The sequence below is a fragment of the Xenorhabdus littoralis genome, assembly GCF_033949345.1.
GTDB lineage: Bacteria > Pseudomonadota > Gammaproteobacteria > Enterobacterales > Enterobacteriaceae > Xenorhabdus > Xenorhabdus littoralis.
This window is the reverse complement of the sequence record NZ_VCDP01000058.1, coordinates 118,737-134,160: the sequence shown is the minus strand read 5'-3', so window position 1 is coordinate 134,160 and position 15,424 is coordinate 118,737. Positions and strand designations below refer to the sequence as shown.

General features: G+C 41.7%; 16 protein-coding genes and 1 other annotated feature. Of the genes, 5 read left to right on the top strand and 11 right to left on the bottom strand.

The window, feature by feature from the left end; all coding sequences use genetic code 11:
- Positions 1-17: 17 nt before the first annotated feature.
- The 5 genes from hisB to hisL form a co-directional block, all read right to left on the bottom strand.
- Positions 18-1,085, bottom strand: coding sequence for a bifunctional histidinol-phosphatase/imidazoleglycerol-phosphate dehydratase HisB (hisB, locus tag FE394_RS14695; RefSeq protein WP_319927109.1), 1,068 nt, complete (start codon positions 1,083-1,085; stop codon positions 18-20).
- Positions 1,082-2,188, bottom strand: a complete 1,107-nt coding sequence (hisC, locus tag FE394_RS14690; protein ID WP_319927108.1) for a histidinol-phosphate transaminase — start codon at positions 2,186-2,188, stop codon at positions 1,082-1,084. Before hisC ends, hisB begins: the two co-directional genes overlap by 4 nt.
- Positions 2,185-3,525 (bottom strand): histidinol dehydrogenase, encoded by a 1,341-nt coding sequence (gene hisD / locus FE394_RS14685; RefSeq protein ID WP_419836346.1) that lies wholly within the window; start codon positions 3,523-3,525, stop codon positions 2,185-2,187. The genes hisC and hisD overlap by 4 nt, the downstream gene beginning before the upstream one ends.
- Positions 3,526-3,527: 2 nt before the next feature.
- Positions 3,528-4,427, bottom strand: coding sequence for an ATP phosphoribosyltransferase (gene hisG / locus FE394_RS14680; protein ID WP_319927106.1), 900 nt, complete (start codon positions 4,425-4,427; stop codon positions 3,528-3,530).
- A gap of 79 nt (positions 4,428-4,506) precedes the next feature.
- Positions 4,507-4,629, bottom strand: a sequence feature (His leader region).
- Positions 4,605-4,652: a his operon leader peptide gene (hisL, locus tag FE394_RS14675; RefSeq protein WP_113967449.1), complete on the bottom strand. Its 48-nt coding sequence runs from the start codon at positions 4,650-4,652 to the stop codon at positions 4,605-4,607. Its footprint overlaps the feature before it by 25 nt.
- 250 nt (positions 4,653-4,902) lie before the next feature.
- On the opposite strand from hisL, the gene FE394_RS14670 reads away from it, so the two are divergent.
- Positions 4,903-5,733, top strand: a complete 831-nt coding sequence (locus tag FE394_RS14670; RefSeq protein WP_319927105.1) for an SDR family oxidoreductase — start codon at positions 4,903-4,905, stop codon at positions 5,731-5,733.
- Between the two features lie 3 nt (positions 5,734-5,736).
- On the opposite strand, the gene FE394_RS14665 is transcribed toward FE394_RS14670, so the two are convergent.
- On the bottom strand, positions 5,737-6,357 hold the full coding sequence (locus FE394_RS14665) for a glutathione S-transferase family protein (RefSeq protein WP_319927104.1): 621 nt from the start codon (positions 6,355-6,357) through the stop codon (positions 5,737-5,739).
- Between the two features lie 180 nt (positions 6,358-6,537).
- Here FE394_RS14665 and FE394_RS14660 point away from each other — a divergent pair, with 180 nt between their 5' ends.
- The gene (locus FE394_RS14660) at positions 6,538-7,746 is read left to right on the top strand and encodes a serine hydrolase (RefSeq protein WP_319927103.1); all 1,209 of its coding nucleotides are present in this window, start codon (positions 6,538-6,540) and stop codon (positions 7,744-7,746) included.
- Positions 7,747-7,845: 99 nt separating this feature from the next.
- On the opposite strand, the gene FE394_RS14655 is transcribed toward FE394_RS14660, so the two are convergent.
- The 3 genes from FE394_RS14655 to FE394_RS14645 form a co-directional block, all read right to left on the bottom strand.
- Positions 7,846-9,150: an HAAAP family serine/threonine permease gene (locus FE394_RS14655; protein WP_319927102.1), complete on the bottom strand. Its 1,305-nt coding sequence runs from the start codon at positions 9,148-9,150 to the stop codon at positions 7,846-7,848.
- Between the two features lie 976 nt (positions 9,151-10,126).
- Positions 10,127-10,735 (bottom strand): undecaprenyl-diphosphate phosphatase, encoded by a 609-nt coding sequence (gene ybjG / locus FE394_RS14650; RefSeq protein ID WP_319927101.1) that lies wholly within the window; start codon positions 10,733-10,735, stop codon positions 10,127-10,129.
- A gap of 548 nt (positions 10,736-11,283) precedes the next feature.
- Positions 11,284-11,547, bottom strand: coding sequence for a GrxA family glutaredoxin (locus FE394_RS14645; RefSeq protein WP_319927100.1), 264 nt, complete (start codon positions 11,545-11,547; stop codon positions 11,284-11,286).
- Positions 11,548-11,777: 230 nt separating this feature from the next.
- On the opposite strand from FE394_RS14645, the gene FE394_RS14640 reads away from it, so the two are divergent.
- The 3 genes from FE394_RS14640 (at position 11,778) to rlmC (ending at position 13,868) form a co-directional block, all read left to right on the top strand.
- Entirely contained in the window at positions 11,778-12,089 is a 312-nt protein-coding gene (locus FE394_RS14640; RefSeq protein WP_319927099.1) for a YbjC family protein, read from the top strand.
- A gap of 83 nt (positions 12,090-12,172) precedes the next feature.
- Positions 12,173-12,709 carry a type III secretion system chaperone family protein gene (locus tag FE394_RS14635; protein WP_319927098.1) on the top strand — a complete coding sequence of 179 codons (537 nt, stop codon included), beginning with the start codon at positions 12,173-12,175 and terminating at the stop codon, positions 12,707-12,709.
- A gap of 25 nt (positions 12,710-12,734) precedes the next feature.
- Positions 12,735-13,868 (top strand): 23S rRNA (uracil(747)-C(5))-methyltransferase RlmC, encoded by a 1,134-nt coding sequence (gene rlmC / locus FE394_RS14630; RefSeq protein WP_319927097.1) that lies wholly within the window; start codon positions 12,735-12,737, stop codon positions 13,866-13,868.
- Between the two features lie 157 nt (positions 13,869-14,025).
- Here the strand turns inward: rlmC and artM are convergent, their stop codons facing one another.
- Positions 14,026-14,694, bottom strand: a complete 669-nt coding sequence (artM, locus tag FE394_RS14625) for an arginine ABC transporter permease ArtM (RefSeq protein ID WP_319927096.1) — start codon at positions 14,692-14,694, stop codon at positions 14,026-14,028.
- A complete protein-coding gene (artQ, locus tag FE394_RS14620; protein WP_319927095.1) occupies positions 14,694-15,410 on the bottom strand; it encodes an arginine ABC transporter permease ArtQ in 717 nt (238 codons plus the stop codon). The genes artM and artQ overlap by 1 nt, the downstream gene beginning before the upstream one ends.
- Positions 15,411-15,424 lie beyond the last annotated feature (14 nt).

Sequence of the window (15,424 nt, the reverse complement as noted above, 5' to 3'; positions counted from 1 at the left end):
TCCTTTATCATATTTCCTTATAAAACACCTTTGGAACTGGGCAAAGTATCACCTTCTATACGAATGGCCTGTCGCAGTGTCCGGCCAAATACTTTGAACAGACTTTCTGCCCGATGGTGATCGTTCTTCCCTTTGGTTTTCAGGTGTAAGGTACAGCCCATCGTGTAAGAGAGAGAACGAAAGAAGTGTTCGATCATCTCTGTACTTAAATCGCCGACACGTTGATGTTTAAACTCGGCTTTATATTCAAGATGCGGACGGCCGGAAATATCCAGGGCACAACGGGCAAGACATTCATCCATTGGCAGGGTAAAGCCAAAACGGGCAATGCCACGTTTATCCCCCAATGCAAGCTTCAAGGCTTCACCCAATGCTAAACCCGTATCTTCAACGGTATGATGATCATCAATGTAGAGGTCGCCTTTGACTTGTATATTCATGCGGAATCCGCCATGAGTTGCGATCTGATCCAGCATATGATCAAAGAAACCGACGCCGGTATTAATACGGCTTTCACCTTCGTGATCCAACCAAACTTCAATAATAATTGCGGTCTCTCTGGTTTTTCGTTCAACATGCGCATGGCGATCTTTGCATGTCAATTGTTCACAAATGGCTGACCAGTCCAGTGATTCTGGCTGATAGCGAATGCCCTTAATACCCATGTTCTGAGCCAGTTGCAGATCGGTTTCCCGATCGCCGATGACATAACTGTTTTCTCTGTCAATAACATCTTCAGCCAGATATTTTTCCACTAAGCCAAGCTTCGGTTTACGGCAATTGCAGTTATCTTCAGGTTTATGCGGACAAATCAGCACTTCTTCAAAATGGACCCCTTGTGAAGTGAAAATTTGCATCATCAGAGCCTGTGGTGGCTCGAAATCAGTTTGTGGGAAACTAGCCGTGCCCAACCCATCCTGATTAGTGACCATGATCAGTTTGTAACCCGCTTTTTGCAGGGATAACAGGGCAGGGATCACGCTGGCTTCAAGAGCCAGTTTATCAAGGCGATCGACCTGATAATCGCTGGGTGGTTCGGTGATCAATGTCCCATCGCGGTCAATAAAAAGCAGTTTTTGGCTCATGAATTCTCAGTTTCCTTGATTTGTTGGGGTTGATTGGAAAGTGCATTGATGGCGCTGAGCAACTGTTCACATTCACGGCGGCTACCAATAGTGATCCGCAGGCAATTCTCTAATCCCGGCTGTTTTCGCTGGTCACGCAGGATGATCCCTTGGTCCCATAGCGTTTTGAAGACTATTTCTGCATCGGTAAATCTCACTAAAATATAGTTGGTTTCACTCGGAAATACTTTTTCTACTAATGCTGATTTACTGAGTGCTTGCTGAAGATAAATTCGATTACTGACAATTTCTGTCACGCGATTTCTCATCGTATCAATACCTGTTTCCGTCAATGCTTGTGCGGCAATATCGGCAACAGGTGTAGCCAACGGGTAAGGTGCAATCACTTTTAGCATCAGCGCGATGATATCGGCAGAAGCCAATGTAAATCCACAACGCAATCCAGCCAGAGCAAAAGCTTTCGAGAGGGTTCGCAAAATGACTAAGTGAGGGTAGTCTTGCAGCCAATGGGTGGTAGTATGGTCCGGGCAAAATTCGATGTAGGCCTCATCAATGGCAACGATGGCACGGTTGCGGGCAAGTTCAAGGATCTGGCGCAATCCAGCAGAGTCAATCAGGTTACCGGTAGGGTTATTGGGGCTACAGATATAGATTAATTTGACACGATCCAGATTATTCGCGATAGCTGCAATATCTGGCTGCCAGTCAGCGCTGACAGGGATCTTTTTTTGCTCTACGCCAAAGGTTTCTGCGCTGACGCTGTACATGCCGTAAGTGGGAGGGCAAAACAGTATAGCATCGCGATCTGGCTCACAAAAAACGCGGATCAGCAGCTCGATAGATTCATCGGCTCCCCGGCTGACCAGGACTTGCTCTGGTTGCAGGCCCACGTAATTTGCATAACGCTGAATAACTGCTGCGGGCTGACACTCAGGATAGCGATTAAGCGTGTTTTCGGTAAGTTGGAAATCAGGCGCAATGGGATATTCATTCGCATTGAGCCAAATATCACCATTACCACCCAAGCGGCGGGCTGACATATAAGGAACTAATTTACGGACATTTTCTCTTGCCAGTGAATTGATATCAAAAATCGTACTCATGATTGATCCTTAGCTTTGTGAACCCTGTTTGCGTTATTCAGGGCAGCTATACGTAATGTGACGGCGTTTTTGTGCGCGATGAGCTGTTCTGCCTGTGCCAGAGTTTCGATAGTCGGCGCGAGATTGATCAGGCCTTGTGGCGTGAGTCGCTGAACAGTCATTCTTTTCAGGAAATCAGCCAGCCCGAGGCTGGAATAAGTGGAAGTATAGCCATAGGTCGGCAAAACGTGATTGGTGCCAGAAGCATAATCTCCTGCGGATTCTGGTGACCAGTCACCCAGAAAAATTGAACCCGCACTGATAATCTGATCTACTAATTTTTCAGGTTGACGGGTTTGAATGATCAAATGTTCCGGGCCGTATTGATTACTGATTGCTACACATTGAGTGAGATCTTCAGCAACAATGATCCGGCTGGTTTGCAACGCTTGAGTTGCGATCTGTTGACGTGGCAATAGCGCGAGTTGGTTTTCAATTTCACAGATAACTTGCTTGGCAAAGGCTTCATCAGGCGTGACCAGTATTACTTGGGAATCTGGGCCGTGCTCTGCTTGTGAAAGTAAATCCGCCGCTGTAAATACAGGATTTGCTCCACTATCAGCGATAACCAATACCTCCGACGGGCCTGCGGGCATGTCAATCGCCGCTCCGTCAATACGTTGGCTTACTTGCCGCTTGGCTTCTGTGACCCATGCATTGCCGGGGCCAAAAATTTTATCTACTTTGGGAACGGAATCTGTACCGAATGCCATCGCTGCAATGGCTTGCGCACCACCAACTTGGAAAATGTCGGTAATCCCGCATAACTGTGCCGCGTAGAGGATCTCATCGGCAATCGGCGGCGGTGAACATAAGATAACGTTACGACATTCAGCAATGCTGGCGGGCGTACCCAGCATTAATACGGTAGACGGCAGGGGAGCAGAGCCGCCGGGAATATAGAGTCCAACTGAATCAATTGGGCGTGTGATTTGTTGGCAACGAACACCCGGCAGTGTTTCAACTTCAATTTCCGCTGGTTTTTGTGCTTCGTGGAACTGACGGATATTGCTCATGGCTTGCTGCATGGCCTGTTTAATCTCTGGTGTCAGGCGATTAACTGCGGCATTCACTTCACTTGCAGAAATCTGGATGGTTTCAACAGTGATTTTATCAAAGCGTTGGCTAAATTCTTGTAATGCCTGATCACCCAGTGTTTTTACCGCTTCCAGAATCTGGTTAACCGTATAGGAAGTACTTTCAGATTCAGTAACCGCAGGACGTGTCAGCAATATTTTTTGTTGTTCTGGAGTGTATTCTTGCCAGCGGATGATGTTCTTAAACTTGGTCTTCATCAAAATTACTCCATCATTTTTTCAATGGGTAAAACCAGAATGGAACTGGCACCCAGAGACTTGAGTCTTTCCATTGTTTCCCAGAACAGGGTTTCGCTGCTGACCATGTGCATAGCCACACGATTTTGTGCACCAGCCAGTTGCAGAATAGTAGGGCGTTCTACTCCCGGCAGCAGGGAAATAATTTCTTCCAGTTTGTCGCTGGGTGCATGCAGCATGATGTATTTGGATTCTCTGGCCTGAATGACGCCCTGGATGCGGATCATCAATTTGTTGATGAGTTGTTGTTTAGCCTCAGGCATCTCTCCATCACGTTGGATCAGACAGGCTTTTGAGCGATAAATGACCTCAACTTCCTGTAAACCATTGGCTTCCAGCGTAGCGCCTGTTGACACTAAATCACAGATGGCATCAGCCAACCCCGCCCGGGGAGCAACTTCAACGGAGCCATTGAGAAGGCAGGATTTAAAGTAGATGTTTTTCTGGTCTAAGTAACGTTTCAACAAGTGCGGATAAGATGTGGCGATACGGGAATCTTGCAGGCATTCCACGCCTGTATAATCGTAATCAAATGGAGTTGCAAGGGAAAGACGGCACTCGCCAAAGTCAAGACGGCGCAATGTAGAGTAGCGTGGATCTTCTCCTTGTGCCTGACGGGTCAATAACTCTTCTTCAAGGACGTTTTCACCGATAATTCCTAAATCGACAACACCATCCATGACAAGGCCCGGAATATCATCATCACGGATAAGCAAAATGTCGATAGGCATATTTTCTGCGAATGCAATCAGACGCTGCTGCTGTAAATTAATTTTGATCCCACAGTGCGCTAGCAAGGCTCTGGAATTATCACTAAGACGGCCTGATTTCTGAATGGCTATCCGTAAGCGTGTTTTATCTAGCATGTTGGGTTTACCCTATATCAAAGTCAGTGTTTAAAAATCAGTATTTAAAAAGTCGGTATTTAAATAGCGAAAATCAGAAATAAAAAAACCCCCGGAAAATCTTCCGAGGGTTTTTTATCGTATCCACTCCACCGGAAGACGGGTTAAATGTCTTCCAGCACACAGCAGCCTGAAAGACTAGTCAGGATGATGGTGATGATGATGGTTAAATTGAATACGATTCATAATATGTGAGTTCTCTGTTTGAGTTTGATGTTATGTTTGCAATGAGGGATTGGTTGCTTGTTGTTTAACCTATACGATCTGATGAGTGAAAAGCAAACTTTTTTTCAAAAAAGATATTTGTTTTTTGTTAATTTATTGTTTTATATGGTTAATGTGTACTGTTGTCATTAGGGAAATATATGGTTAGTGTTAGTTAGAGTATTATATTGAACTAATAACCAAAATTGATGTTGGTAGCGGGGGAGTCATAGTGAGAAAAATTTCCATTATCGGATTGGGTTGGTTAGGAATGCCATTGGCGCAAGCTTTGCAAAGCAGTGGCATGCAAGTCGTGGGTAGCAAAACAACACCAGATGGTGTGGAAGCGGCATGTATGTGTGGCATGGATTGTTACCTACTGAATTTGAATCCTGAAATTATTTGCCGTTTGGATGATCTTGAACAACTGATGTTAGTCGATGTTCTCGTTTTGACACTGCCGGTTAACGGTGTTGCAGGGGGCGGGGAAGGATATATTAAAGCCGTGCAACTGATTGTCGATACGGCCCTTTCGTATTCTGTCCCTCGAATTATTTTTACCAGTTCAACTTCAGTTTATGGGTCGTCTGTGGGTTATCTCAATGAAGATGAATCGTTGTGTCCTGAAACGCCATCAGCAAAGACGTTAGTTGAGTTGGAAAATTGGCTGCATAAGTTACCTAATACATCGGTTGATATATTGCGTTTAGCTGGATTGGTTGGAAATGAGCGTCATGCGGGGCGTTTTCTTGCAGGGCGGAAAGAGATGGGGGGCGGAGAAAAGGCTGTCAATTTGGTTCATCAGGATGATGTTATTTCTGCCATTAAATTGCTTATCCAGCAGCCGGAAGGTGGACATATTTATAATTTGTGCGCCCCGATACATCCGAAAAGATCCGAATTTTATCCGTTAGTCAGTAGACGACTCAATTTGGCGCCACCAGAATTTTTGCAGTCAGAAAATAAGACAGTGGAGAGTAAGGTGATTGATGGTAGCCGTATTTGTCGGGATCTGGGATTTGAGTATCAATTCCCAGATCCCAGCAGAATGCCAATGAACTAATGATCAGTTTATTTCGATCATAACAATCTTTTGAAAAGCGGGTCGTTCAGTCATCAATTTATACCAGTGCTCCAGATTTGGCAGAGACGGACGTTCTATATCAACGTTTAACCATAGATAGGCCAATGGAGCCAGGGCAATATCAGCCATGCCAAACTTGTCACCGGAAAGATATTGCTGATTATTGAGTGTGTTATCAACAATACTCAGCAATTTTTCAATCTCCGCTAAGGTTTGGGTTACGACTTCAGGGTCACGCTGATCTTCTGGTGTTCTGATAAAACTGATCATGAATTGCTTGATAGGGGGAAATAGATTGCAGCCCACCCAATCCATCCATTTTTCAATACTGGCTCTTTCTTGAAGATTGGCTGGATAAAGTGTTTTTTCACCAAATTTGGCAGCAATATAACGTACAATCGTGTTTGATTCCCATAAGATAAAATCATCGTCTTGCAAACAAGGGATAACGGAGTTGGGATTCATGCGCAGGTATTCAGGCTCATTGAGCTTGCCGAATGTTCCACCGATATCAATTTGTTTATACGGCACATTTAATTCTTCCAGACACCAAAGAACTTTTTTCACGTTTGATGAATTTTTACGACCCCAGACCGTCAGCATTATTTTCTCCTTATGTCAGGTCTTTCTAATTAATCAATAATATGACAATAAAAACAGATGAATAACAGAAAAATCTTTACGTTATTGGATTGGAGTCTTCCTCCATAACATCCTATATTAATAGAGTTTTTATATTTGATTTATAGGCAAAAAGTTAAGTAGTAAAGAAAAGGGTGAGCGATGATGAAACAAAGACGACAGATACCAGTAATAAAATCTTTTGCTATTGGCTTGAGTGTTTTTTGCTTGGCGAGTGTCAATGTACATGCAATGGATGAACCCGCAGCACCTGAAATTGATGCAAAAGCCTATGTACTGATGGATTATGCCAGCGGGCAAATTTTAGCTTCAAATAATGCTGATGAACGGTTAGATCCCGCGAGCTTAACAAAGATAATGACCAGTTATGTGGTGGGTCAAGCAATCAAATCAGGGAAGATTTCCACAGAAGATATGGTGACAGTGGGCAAAGATGCTTGGGCCACCGGTAATCCAGTGCTTAGAGGTTCATCTCTGATGTTTTTGAAACCGGGTGACAGAGTGAAGGTTATTGATCTTAACCGTGGTGTTGTCATCCAGTCTGGTAATGACGCGAGTATTGCCCTTGCAGACTATGTTGCCGGCAGTCAGGATACTTTCGTTGATTTAATGAATCAGTATTCGAAAATACTGGGATTAAAAAACACTCACTTCAAGACTGTGCATGGGCTTGATGCCGCTGGGCAGTACAGTACAGCCCATGATATGGCGCTATTAAGTCAAGCCATGATCCGTGATGTGCCAGATGAATATGCTTTGCATAAAGAGAAAGAATTCACTTTTAATAATATCCGCCAGCCGAATCGTAATCGTCTATTGTGGAATAAAAACATGAATGTGGATGGGGTAAAAACCGGGCACACCAGTGGCGCAGGCTATAATCTTGTTTCATCAGCAACAGAAGGGCCAATGCGTTTGATTTCAGTGGTGTTGGGGGCACCTAGCGATCGGGCACGTTTTTCCGACAGTGAGAAATTGTTTTCATGGGGATTTCGTTTTTATGAATCTGCCACACCATTAAAAGTGACTGATACGTTGGTGACGAAAAAAGTATGGTACGGAAATCATTCAGAAGTCGCGCTGGGAGTTGAAAAAGATGCAGCAGTGTTAGTTCCTCATGGGCAGGCGAGTAATTTAAAAGCCAGTTTTACATTACTTCAAACGTCTCTTGAAGCGCCACTGGCGAAGAACCAAGTAGTGGGAACAGTGAATTTTGTGCTGAACGATAAAGTCATCGACCAGCGCCCATTAGTCGTTAAAGAAGCCGTGGAGGAAAGTGGTTTCTTTGGACGTGTGTGGGATTTCATTGTGAAAACGGTTAGCGGTTGGTTTAATTCGATTTTCGGTTAATTATAAATAAAAAATGCCAGTCATTGATGAAGATGACTGGCATTTTTCATGAAGCTGGTTTGATCAATCACCTGAGCAAAGGCAGCCCCAGGATTTGAGTTAGATTAGAGAATAAACAGCTGCTGAAATTGCAATGCTTCCCATAACAACAACGAAGATGTTGCTTCGTTTGCCAGAATATTTACGCATGGCTGGAACTTTGCTAATCGCATACATTGGCATGATGAACAGGATCATCGCAATAACTGGGCCACCCAGTGTTTCAATGATGTTCAGGATACCAGGGTTAAGGGTTGCAACTCCCCAAGCACTTACCAGCATAAAGAGGCTAGTGATACGATTCAGCGTTTTATGCTGAATAGTTTTACCTTGAGTGCTCATAGCTTTGTTCACAATACCGTTGAAACCTTCACGGGCACCCAGATAGTGACCAAGGAAAGATTTGGTAATGGCAATGAAAGCGATAAGTGGAGCAACGTATTCAATCATTGGTACTCGGAAGTGGTTAGCCAGATAGGACAGAATGGTAATGTTCTGTGCTTTTGCTTCTGCCAGATTTTCCGATGACAGGCTCAATACACAGCTGAAGACAAAGAACATTACTGTCAGAACCATCATGATGTGCGCATAGCCCAGAATGCGAGAGCATTTTTTCTCTGCATGCTCACCGTATTCTTCACGTTTTGCAACGGCAAATGCGGAGATGATTGGAGAGTGGTTAAAAGAGAAAACCATAACAGGGATTGCCAGCCACAGGGTGAATAGCAGGCCATTGCCACTTGTAGAAGACATGGCGCTGTCCAGTGACAGGGTATCAAAGATGGCGGTGTTCCAGTGTGGGATCAAATACACGGCCAGCAGCATCAAAACAGTGACGAATGGGAATACTAATACGCTCATCGCCTTGACAATAGTCTGCTCACCCAAGCGGATAATACTCATTACACCGAGCAGCAGCACCAGTGCCAACAATGCGCGTGGTGGTGCATTCATGTGTAGCTGATGGACGATAAAGCTGTCTACCGTGTTGGTCAGTGCAACGCTGTAAACCAATAGGATAGGGTAAATTGCAAAAAAGTAGAGGATGGTGATTAGAAAACCTGCAACTTTACCAAAGTGTTCTTCTACCACGCCAGTGATATCTGCACCGTTACTTTTGCCAGATAAGACAAAACGACACATTCCACGGTGAGCAAAAAATGTCATGGGAAGGGCAAGTATCGCCATGATAATGAGTGGAATTAATCCACCAATACCCGCATTGATGGGAAGAAACAAAACGCCGGCACCGATGGCAGTACCATACAATCCCAACATCCATACAGTGTCTGATTTACGCCAGGTAGTGTAATCGCTTTTGCTGGGAGCAGCAGTTGCGATTGAACTTGTTTGAGATGTATCCATAAATATCTCCGAAATAACGCGGTAAAGTAAAATTTAAAAACTACTAAACTCGCACATTAATTCAATGCGCGAGTTGGATTTTTATATGAATAATAAATTATCAGATATTGTGTTGATGTTTACCTAAACATTTTTATTACTACATTAATAAGTCGGTCAAAATATGTTCATTTAAAACAAAGGAGTTGGAACTTTTCTACATTGTTTTTTTGATGTCTAAACCAAAAATGTTAACTCCAGACTTTTGATAGGGGAAATATAGTTATTTTTAGTGAAATGTACCGTGATCACTCTCGCAATTGCAAGATTTATATAGAAAATGAAAATTGTTATTAAACTTTACCAGAATGTTGACTTTATATTAAATAAAATGTAATAAGAAAAATAGTGGAGACTTTATCATTATTTTTATTTTAAATCTTTGCACCTGATTAACTGTTTATCATTTTTGTTTATATATTAATAATAAATCACTCTTGAGAGTAATGGATTTTTATAGAGGATGATAAATATCAATCTTCCTATTTATATATATGCTGATATTTTGGTTTAACGCATCCATCCCATTGATAATAAACATAAATATTTATAAATATTGTTTCTGATTGTGTTTGGATTCATTTGAACGATTTCTTGTTATTTATTGATTATCCATTAATGATTTTTTTAATTTTGGATGAGTGTTGTGGAAAGATTTATTCATTACAACTTACTTAATAAAGAAATAATAATCATTTTAGGATTGAAGATTGTTAACGGCAAAGGGGCGTTTGACTCTGCTATTTAAGCGATCTATATAGGGTTAAATAAATGTTAATAAATGGTCTGGATAAAATAAAACCATAAATCTACCGTAGTTATTTTTCTTAAGGTAAATTTACTTAACTCTAATGCTTATAACTTAAATATAAACATTCGCTGGAAACTCGTTTTTAGCATGAATTTCCAGCGATATATCTATGCTCAACAGATTTGTTTAACTCTTTACCCATCCTTTCCGGATAAAAAAAGCACAGAAAAGTTGGTAAAGACGAATAAGTTTGTCTTGTACGTGTTCACCGTACAGGCTCCAAAATATTTGGCAGAACGCACATCCCAATAGACTCACCAAAAATGCGCCGACCATATCAAGTGGCCAGTGAACACCTACATAAACACGAGACCAGGCAATAGCGCAGGCAATGGCCATCAGACATAAACCTGACCAAATACGATGCCAGAAGAGAAATGCCAACGCGAAAGTAAATACGGCTGTACCGTGGTTACTGGGAAAAGACTCGGTAGGCGCGTGATAGAGGAAATTATAGCCAAAGCCTTCAACAAACGGCCGGGCATGTGGAACAAATGTTCCAATCATATATGACATCGTCATTCCCACGGCAAAGGCAATACAAGACTTGCTGACAACAATGCGTTGATTTGTGATGGCTTCTTTTTTCCCCCAAAGCCAGCAAATAGCCAGTGTAAGAGGGTAGATATATACGCAATATTTCGCGATAAAGACGGCAAGCAAGATGATTGTCGTTGATGAATCTGGGGTCGCATTGATGAATGTAAACCAATTGTGGTTAAGTTGTTCTAGCAAAGTAAGCCTCACAAGCAAGGTATTTACGTAAGAGCCTATCCCGCTAAGCTCTAAGTATGATGAGTATATTTTATCAACTTATGTTTAAAAATAGTAATTTTATAACGCCAAGAATGCAAAAAAGATTATTTAAAATTCATCATCTTATTTAATGATTGTTGATGTGGTGTGAGTAAATAATGTAGTAATGATAGTCAAGGATGATAACTTCGCGACTGTAAGATTGAGATAACGTAATGCAAGGGAGTGTAGTGAGCAATAAAAAAACCCGATAGTCTTTAACCAAAGTGGGTGACTATCGGGCTCCTCAATATGGGGACATCAAAGAAAAGCAGTGGCAATAATTAAGACTACGCGATGGTATGAAAGTTCTTATCATTGGAGAAAAAAATACAGAATTTTTTTCAGCGAGGTGATATTGGATTTTAGGAACGTTGATTTTTTAAGGGCTGTGATTTTTTAGGGGCTATGGTTAAGGTTATCGCTATCCAGTAAGGGGGGAGTTTTTTGGCTGGATAGCGTATTTTTTTGACTGTTTTATTGTCAGATTATTTGTATAGTTCTAGGTTTTCTTTAGCGTAAGCTTCAAAGTCAGTACATCCACCGATATGTTTTTCATCAATAAATATCTGAGGAACAGTCTCAACAGGTTTACCCACCGTTTTTGATAAGTCGTCTTTGCTGATGCCTTCAGCCCAGATATCAATGTAGCGATAATCAAAGTCTTCGCGCTCTGTTTTTAGTTTATCAGCCAGTGCTTTGGCTCGAACACAGTACGGGCAACCTGGACGACCAAAAATGACGGTGTACATATAAACTCCTTAGTAGTAATAATCATAAGTGGTAATAATCGTAAATTTCGTGGATTATCAGCTTAAGTTACTATGCCTGTAACAATGAACAAAAAAAAGCAGGAATTACCTTTTATTGTAATTAGTCCTGCCAATAGGTGGGATTCAGGTATGATAGTCTCACTCAAGAAGCAACAGATAGTCGATTTTACAAGCTGGTAATTATCAGGTTGATGAATGGTAGGTAGAAAATGAAAACAAACTCATCAAAAGAGATGCGCTCATTGGCTGATATGCCTAACTTGGTCATTTTATTGGAAGTATTGGGGATCGGATTATTGGTTTTGGCGTATTTGTCGATAACTGATAGCATATTTCTATCACCTTTATTAATGACGACAGAAGCACACATTGCTATGATCTTATTAGGTATCGGTTGCTTAATACCTGCAGCTATCCATATTATCTGGCGTGCGGTCTATAATCTTTCCTTTTTGGGAATTGATCATAAGAAAACGGATAAAAATTATCAGAATGTTTCTGATGATGAAAAAACAAAATAGGTTGGTTTTTGATCATTCCGCTGCTCGGTAGGAAGTCTGCCAAAGTAGCATGTTTAACTTTTTGGTCATATGAGGTTAATTCGATGGATTCTATGGTTATTCCCGATTTGTCAATATTATGCACGTGGCTTGAACGGCTAAAAATCTCTTATTTTGAGAATGACTCAAGTCCAGTCTTGCACTTGCCTCATATGCAGAATATTGATGGCCTGTTTGATGCCAAACTAGATCTGTTAGGTGATGTTGTCGTGTTTTCTGCTCTGGCAGAAGTAAGGCCAACGGCAATAATTCCATTGGTTGCTAATTTGAGCCAAATTAATTCCAGCTCCCTTACCGTTAAGGCGTTTCTTGATATTCAGGACGAGAACTTACCCAAGTTGATTGTTTGTCAGGCATTTCCTATCGCTGCGGGTATGACTTTCACCCAGTTTTCCAATTTTATGCAGCAGGGTGAAGAACAAATAGCCAATGTGATTTTTGAAATTCACAGCAATAATCTTCTGTATGTTAATCAAGATATGGAAAGTGAGATGGAAGAAGTAGAAATAGAAGTAGAGGTAGAGGTAGAAGATGAAGAGTCATTGGCTTCGGCGAAGACATCAACATTTACTTTGCACTAATATTTTTTGATACGGTTTTTTTACAATGCAATGTATGCAGTATACCGAGGAAAATTGCCACTCCTGCCAGTGGCTCGATAAATCCTATCCAAATCAATTGTCTGATAAACAACAACATTTAAGCCTACTTTTACAGGAAACACCGGTAATACACTGGTTATCACCGGTAACCAGTAAGACGAAAGGATTTCGTAATAAAGCTAAAATGGTAGTGAGTGGCAGTGTTGAGCGCCCGTTGCTTGGCATGTTGCATCGTGATGGCAGAACGGTGGATCTTTGTGATTGTTTGTTGTACCCACAATATTTTCAGCCAGTATTTGATGTAATAAAAGTATTTATCGCCAAAGCAGGCTTGGTTCCGTACAACGTTGAACGTAAGAAAGGAGAATTGAAATATATTCTTCTGACAGAAAGTCGTGCTAATGGCGAAATGATGTTGCGCTTTGTTTTACGTTCAGAAACAAAATTGGCTCAGCTAGAACGAGCCTTATCATGGTTACAAGAACAATTGCCGCAAGTAACCGTTATTTCAGCTAATATTCAGCCTACCCATATGGCGATTTTGGAAGGTGAAAAAGAGATTATTTTCACCGAACAAAAGATGTTAGAAGAAACTTTTAACGGTATTCCGTTGTATATTCGTCCGCGTAGCTTTTTCCAGACTAATCCTGATATTGCCTCAGAGCTGTATGCAACAGCAGGGCGTTGGGTCAGGGAATTGAATATTGGTAGTATGTGGGATCTGTTTTGCGGAGCGGGTGGTTTTGGCTTGCACTGTGCAGATAAAGAAACTCGGTTAACGGGTATTGAAATTAGTGCTGAGGCCATTGATTGTGCGAAAAGCTCCGCTAAAAGTCTTGGATTGACAAAGGTAGAGTTTCAGGCATTGGACTCTGCTCATTTTGCGCTGGATAAATCAGATATACCTGAACTGGTGCTGGTAAACCCTCCCCGTAGAGGTATTGGTAAAGAGCTTTGTGAATATCTTAGCCGGATGGCCCCTAAGTTTATCCTCTATTCAAGTTGTAATGCTCAGACGATGGCGAAAGATATTACGATGCTCAAACAATACCGGATAGAAAAAGTACAGCTATTCGATATGTTTCCTCATACCGAACATTACGAAACATTGGTGTTGTTGGTTCTTGATTTGGATTAATTTATTTTACGTATTAACTCCCGCGATAACTTTTGGTTATTGCAGGAGTTAAGGCAATTACATCTCAATTAGTTGAATCTGTATTATAAGTGTCAATGTAGATTAGGACTGGACATACATTCCAACCGAAAAAGCCGGGCTTAAAAAGATATCGTGGTTAATTGCGACGCTCAAATGATAAGGATCGTTGTTCTATCATACGCATCAGCAGTGTCAAAAGACCATTGATACATAGGTAAATAATACCAGCGGCAGCAAATACAGTTACATCATAACTACGACCGAATTGAAGCTGGCTATATCCCATGATATCCAATAGGGTGATCGTACTGGCAAGTGAAGTACTCTTGAAAATCAGGACGACTTCATTGGAATAGGAAGAGAGCGCTCGTTTAAAGGCGTAGGGCAATAAAATACGCATAGAGTGCGCTTTGGACATACCAACAGCCTGACAAGATTGCCATTGTCCCGCTGGAATGGCTTTAACTGCCCCATAAAACAATTGGGTTGAATAGGCGGCACTATTTAATGCGAGAGTCACCATTGCACAGAGCCATGGCTCTGACATAAGTTGCCATAACCATGGATATTCTTTGATTGATGGAAATTGACCCGGCCCGTAGTAAATCAAAAAGAACTGGACGAGAAGAGGCGTTCCGGTAAATAACGTGATGTAGCCTTTTACTAATTGGGAAAGCACTGGCATTTTCATTGTCAGGATCATGGTCAAAACAATTGAAAGTATAAATGCTGCCAGTAATGCAGTGAAAGTCAGACTGAGACTTGTTTGTAGGCCCGGTAAAATTTCTTTAATAAGCTCAAGCATTATGAAGCACTCCGTTCAAAGTGAGTGGTGTGCATTTCAAGCCGCCTGAGAATAAATTGGCTTGCCAGTGTAATAGCCAGATAAATAGCGGCTGCAATCACATACCATGTGAATGGCTCTTGCGTGCGGATCGCAATACTTTTTGTTTGTAGCATTAAGTCATTAACACTGATCAGTGAAACTAAAGCGGTATCTTTCAGTAGAACTAACCATTGATTCCCAAGTCCCGGCAAAGCATGACGCCACATTTGTGGCATAATCAAGCGAAAGAAAATACGACTTTGGCTTAATCCTAATGCCTGACCTGCTTCTCGTTGCCCCACTGGAATTGCTTTCAACGCTCCCCGCAATGTTTGCGATGCATAAGCAGAATAAAGCAGTGAAAGGGCAATTACACCACAAAGGAAAGGGCTGACATCAAAGTTGCCAATGTCCATTTGTATCTTAAATTGCCAGACAATAAGGTTAACGTCGAAACCTTCTGACAGTGTTATTAGAAGCTGAGAACTTCCAAAATAAATAAAAAGGACAACTAAAATCTCAGGTAATCCTCGGATCAGGGTAACCCAACAGGAGCCTAAGAACGCGACAGGTTTCCAGCGAGCGGATTCCCACACAGCAAAAAACATAGCCAGAACCAAGCCAACCATAAGCGAAGAAATGGCAAGGCCGACGGTAATACCGGCGGCACTGATTAAAGATTGAAATTCACTCATTAGGATTCAGTTTA

What these genes read in the sequence shown, in the direction of transcription:
- hisB (WP_319927109.1), bottom strand. Translation starts at nt 1,085, where the DNA reads ATGAGCCAAAAACTGCTTTTTATTGACCGCGATGGGACATTGATCACC.
- FE394_RS14665 (WP_319927104.1), bottom strand. Translation starts at nt 6,357, where the DNA reads ATGCTGACGGTCTGGGGTCGTAAAAATTCATCAAACGTGAAAAAAGTT.
- rlmC (WP_319927097.1), top strand. Translation starts at nt 12,735, where the DNA reads ATGCAATGTATGCAGTATACCGAGGAAAATTGCCACTCCTGCCAGTGG.
- FE394_RS14640 (WP_319927099.1), top strand. Translation starts at nt 11,778, where the DNA reads ATGAAAACAAACTCATCAAAAGAGATGCGCTCATTGGCTGATATGCCT.
- artQ (WP_319927095.1), bottom strand. Translation starts at nt 15,410, where the DNA reads ATGAGTGAATTTCAATCTTTAATCAGTGCCGCCGGTATTACCGTCGGC.
- hisC (WP_319927108.1), bottom strand. Translation starts at nt 2,188, where the DNA reads ATGAGTACGATTTTTGATATCAATTCACTGGCAAGAGAAAATGTCCGT.
- FE394_RS14635 (WP_319927098.1), top strand. Translation starts at nt 12,173, where the DNA reads ATGGATTCTATGGTTATTCCCGATTTGTCAATATTATGCACGTGGCTT.
- FE394_RS14655 (WP_319927102.1), bottom strand. Translation starts at nt 9,150, where the DNA reads ATGGATACATCTCAAACAAGTTCAATCGCAACTGCTGCTCCCAGCAAA.
- artM (WP_319927096.1), bottom strand. Translation starts at nt 14,694, where the DNA reads ATGCTTGAGCTTATTAAAGAAATTTTACCGGGCCTACAAACAAGTCTC.
- FE394_RS14645 (WP_319927100.1), bottom strand. Translation starts at nt 11,547, where the DNA reads ATGTACACCGTCATTTTTGGTCGTCCAGGTTGCCCGTACTGTGTTCGA.
- hisG (WP_319927106.1), bottom strand. Translation starts at nt 4,427, where the DNA reads ATGCTAGATAAAACACGCTTACGGATAGCCATTCAGAAATCAGGCCGT.
- FE394_RS14660 (WP_319927103.1), top strand. Translation starts at nt 6,538, where the DNA reads ATGATGAAACAAAGACGACAGATACCAGTAATAAAATCTTTTGCTATT.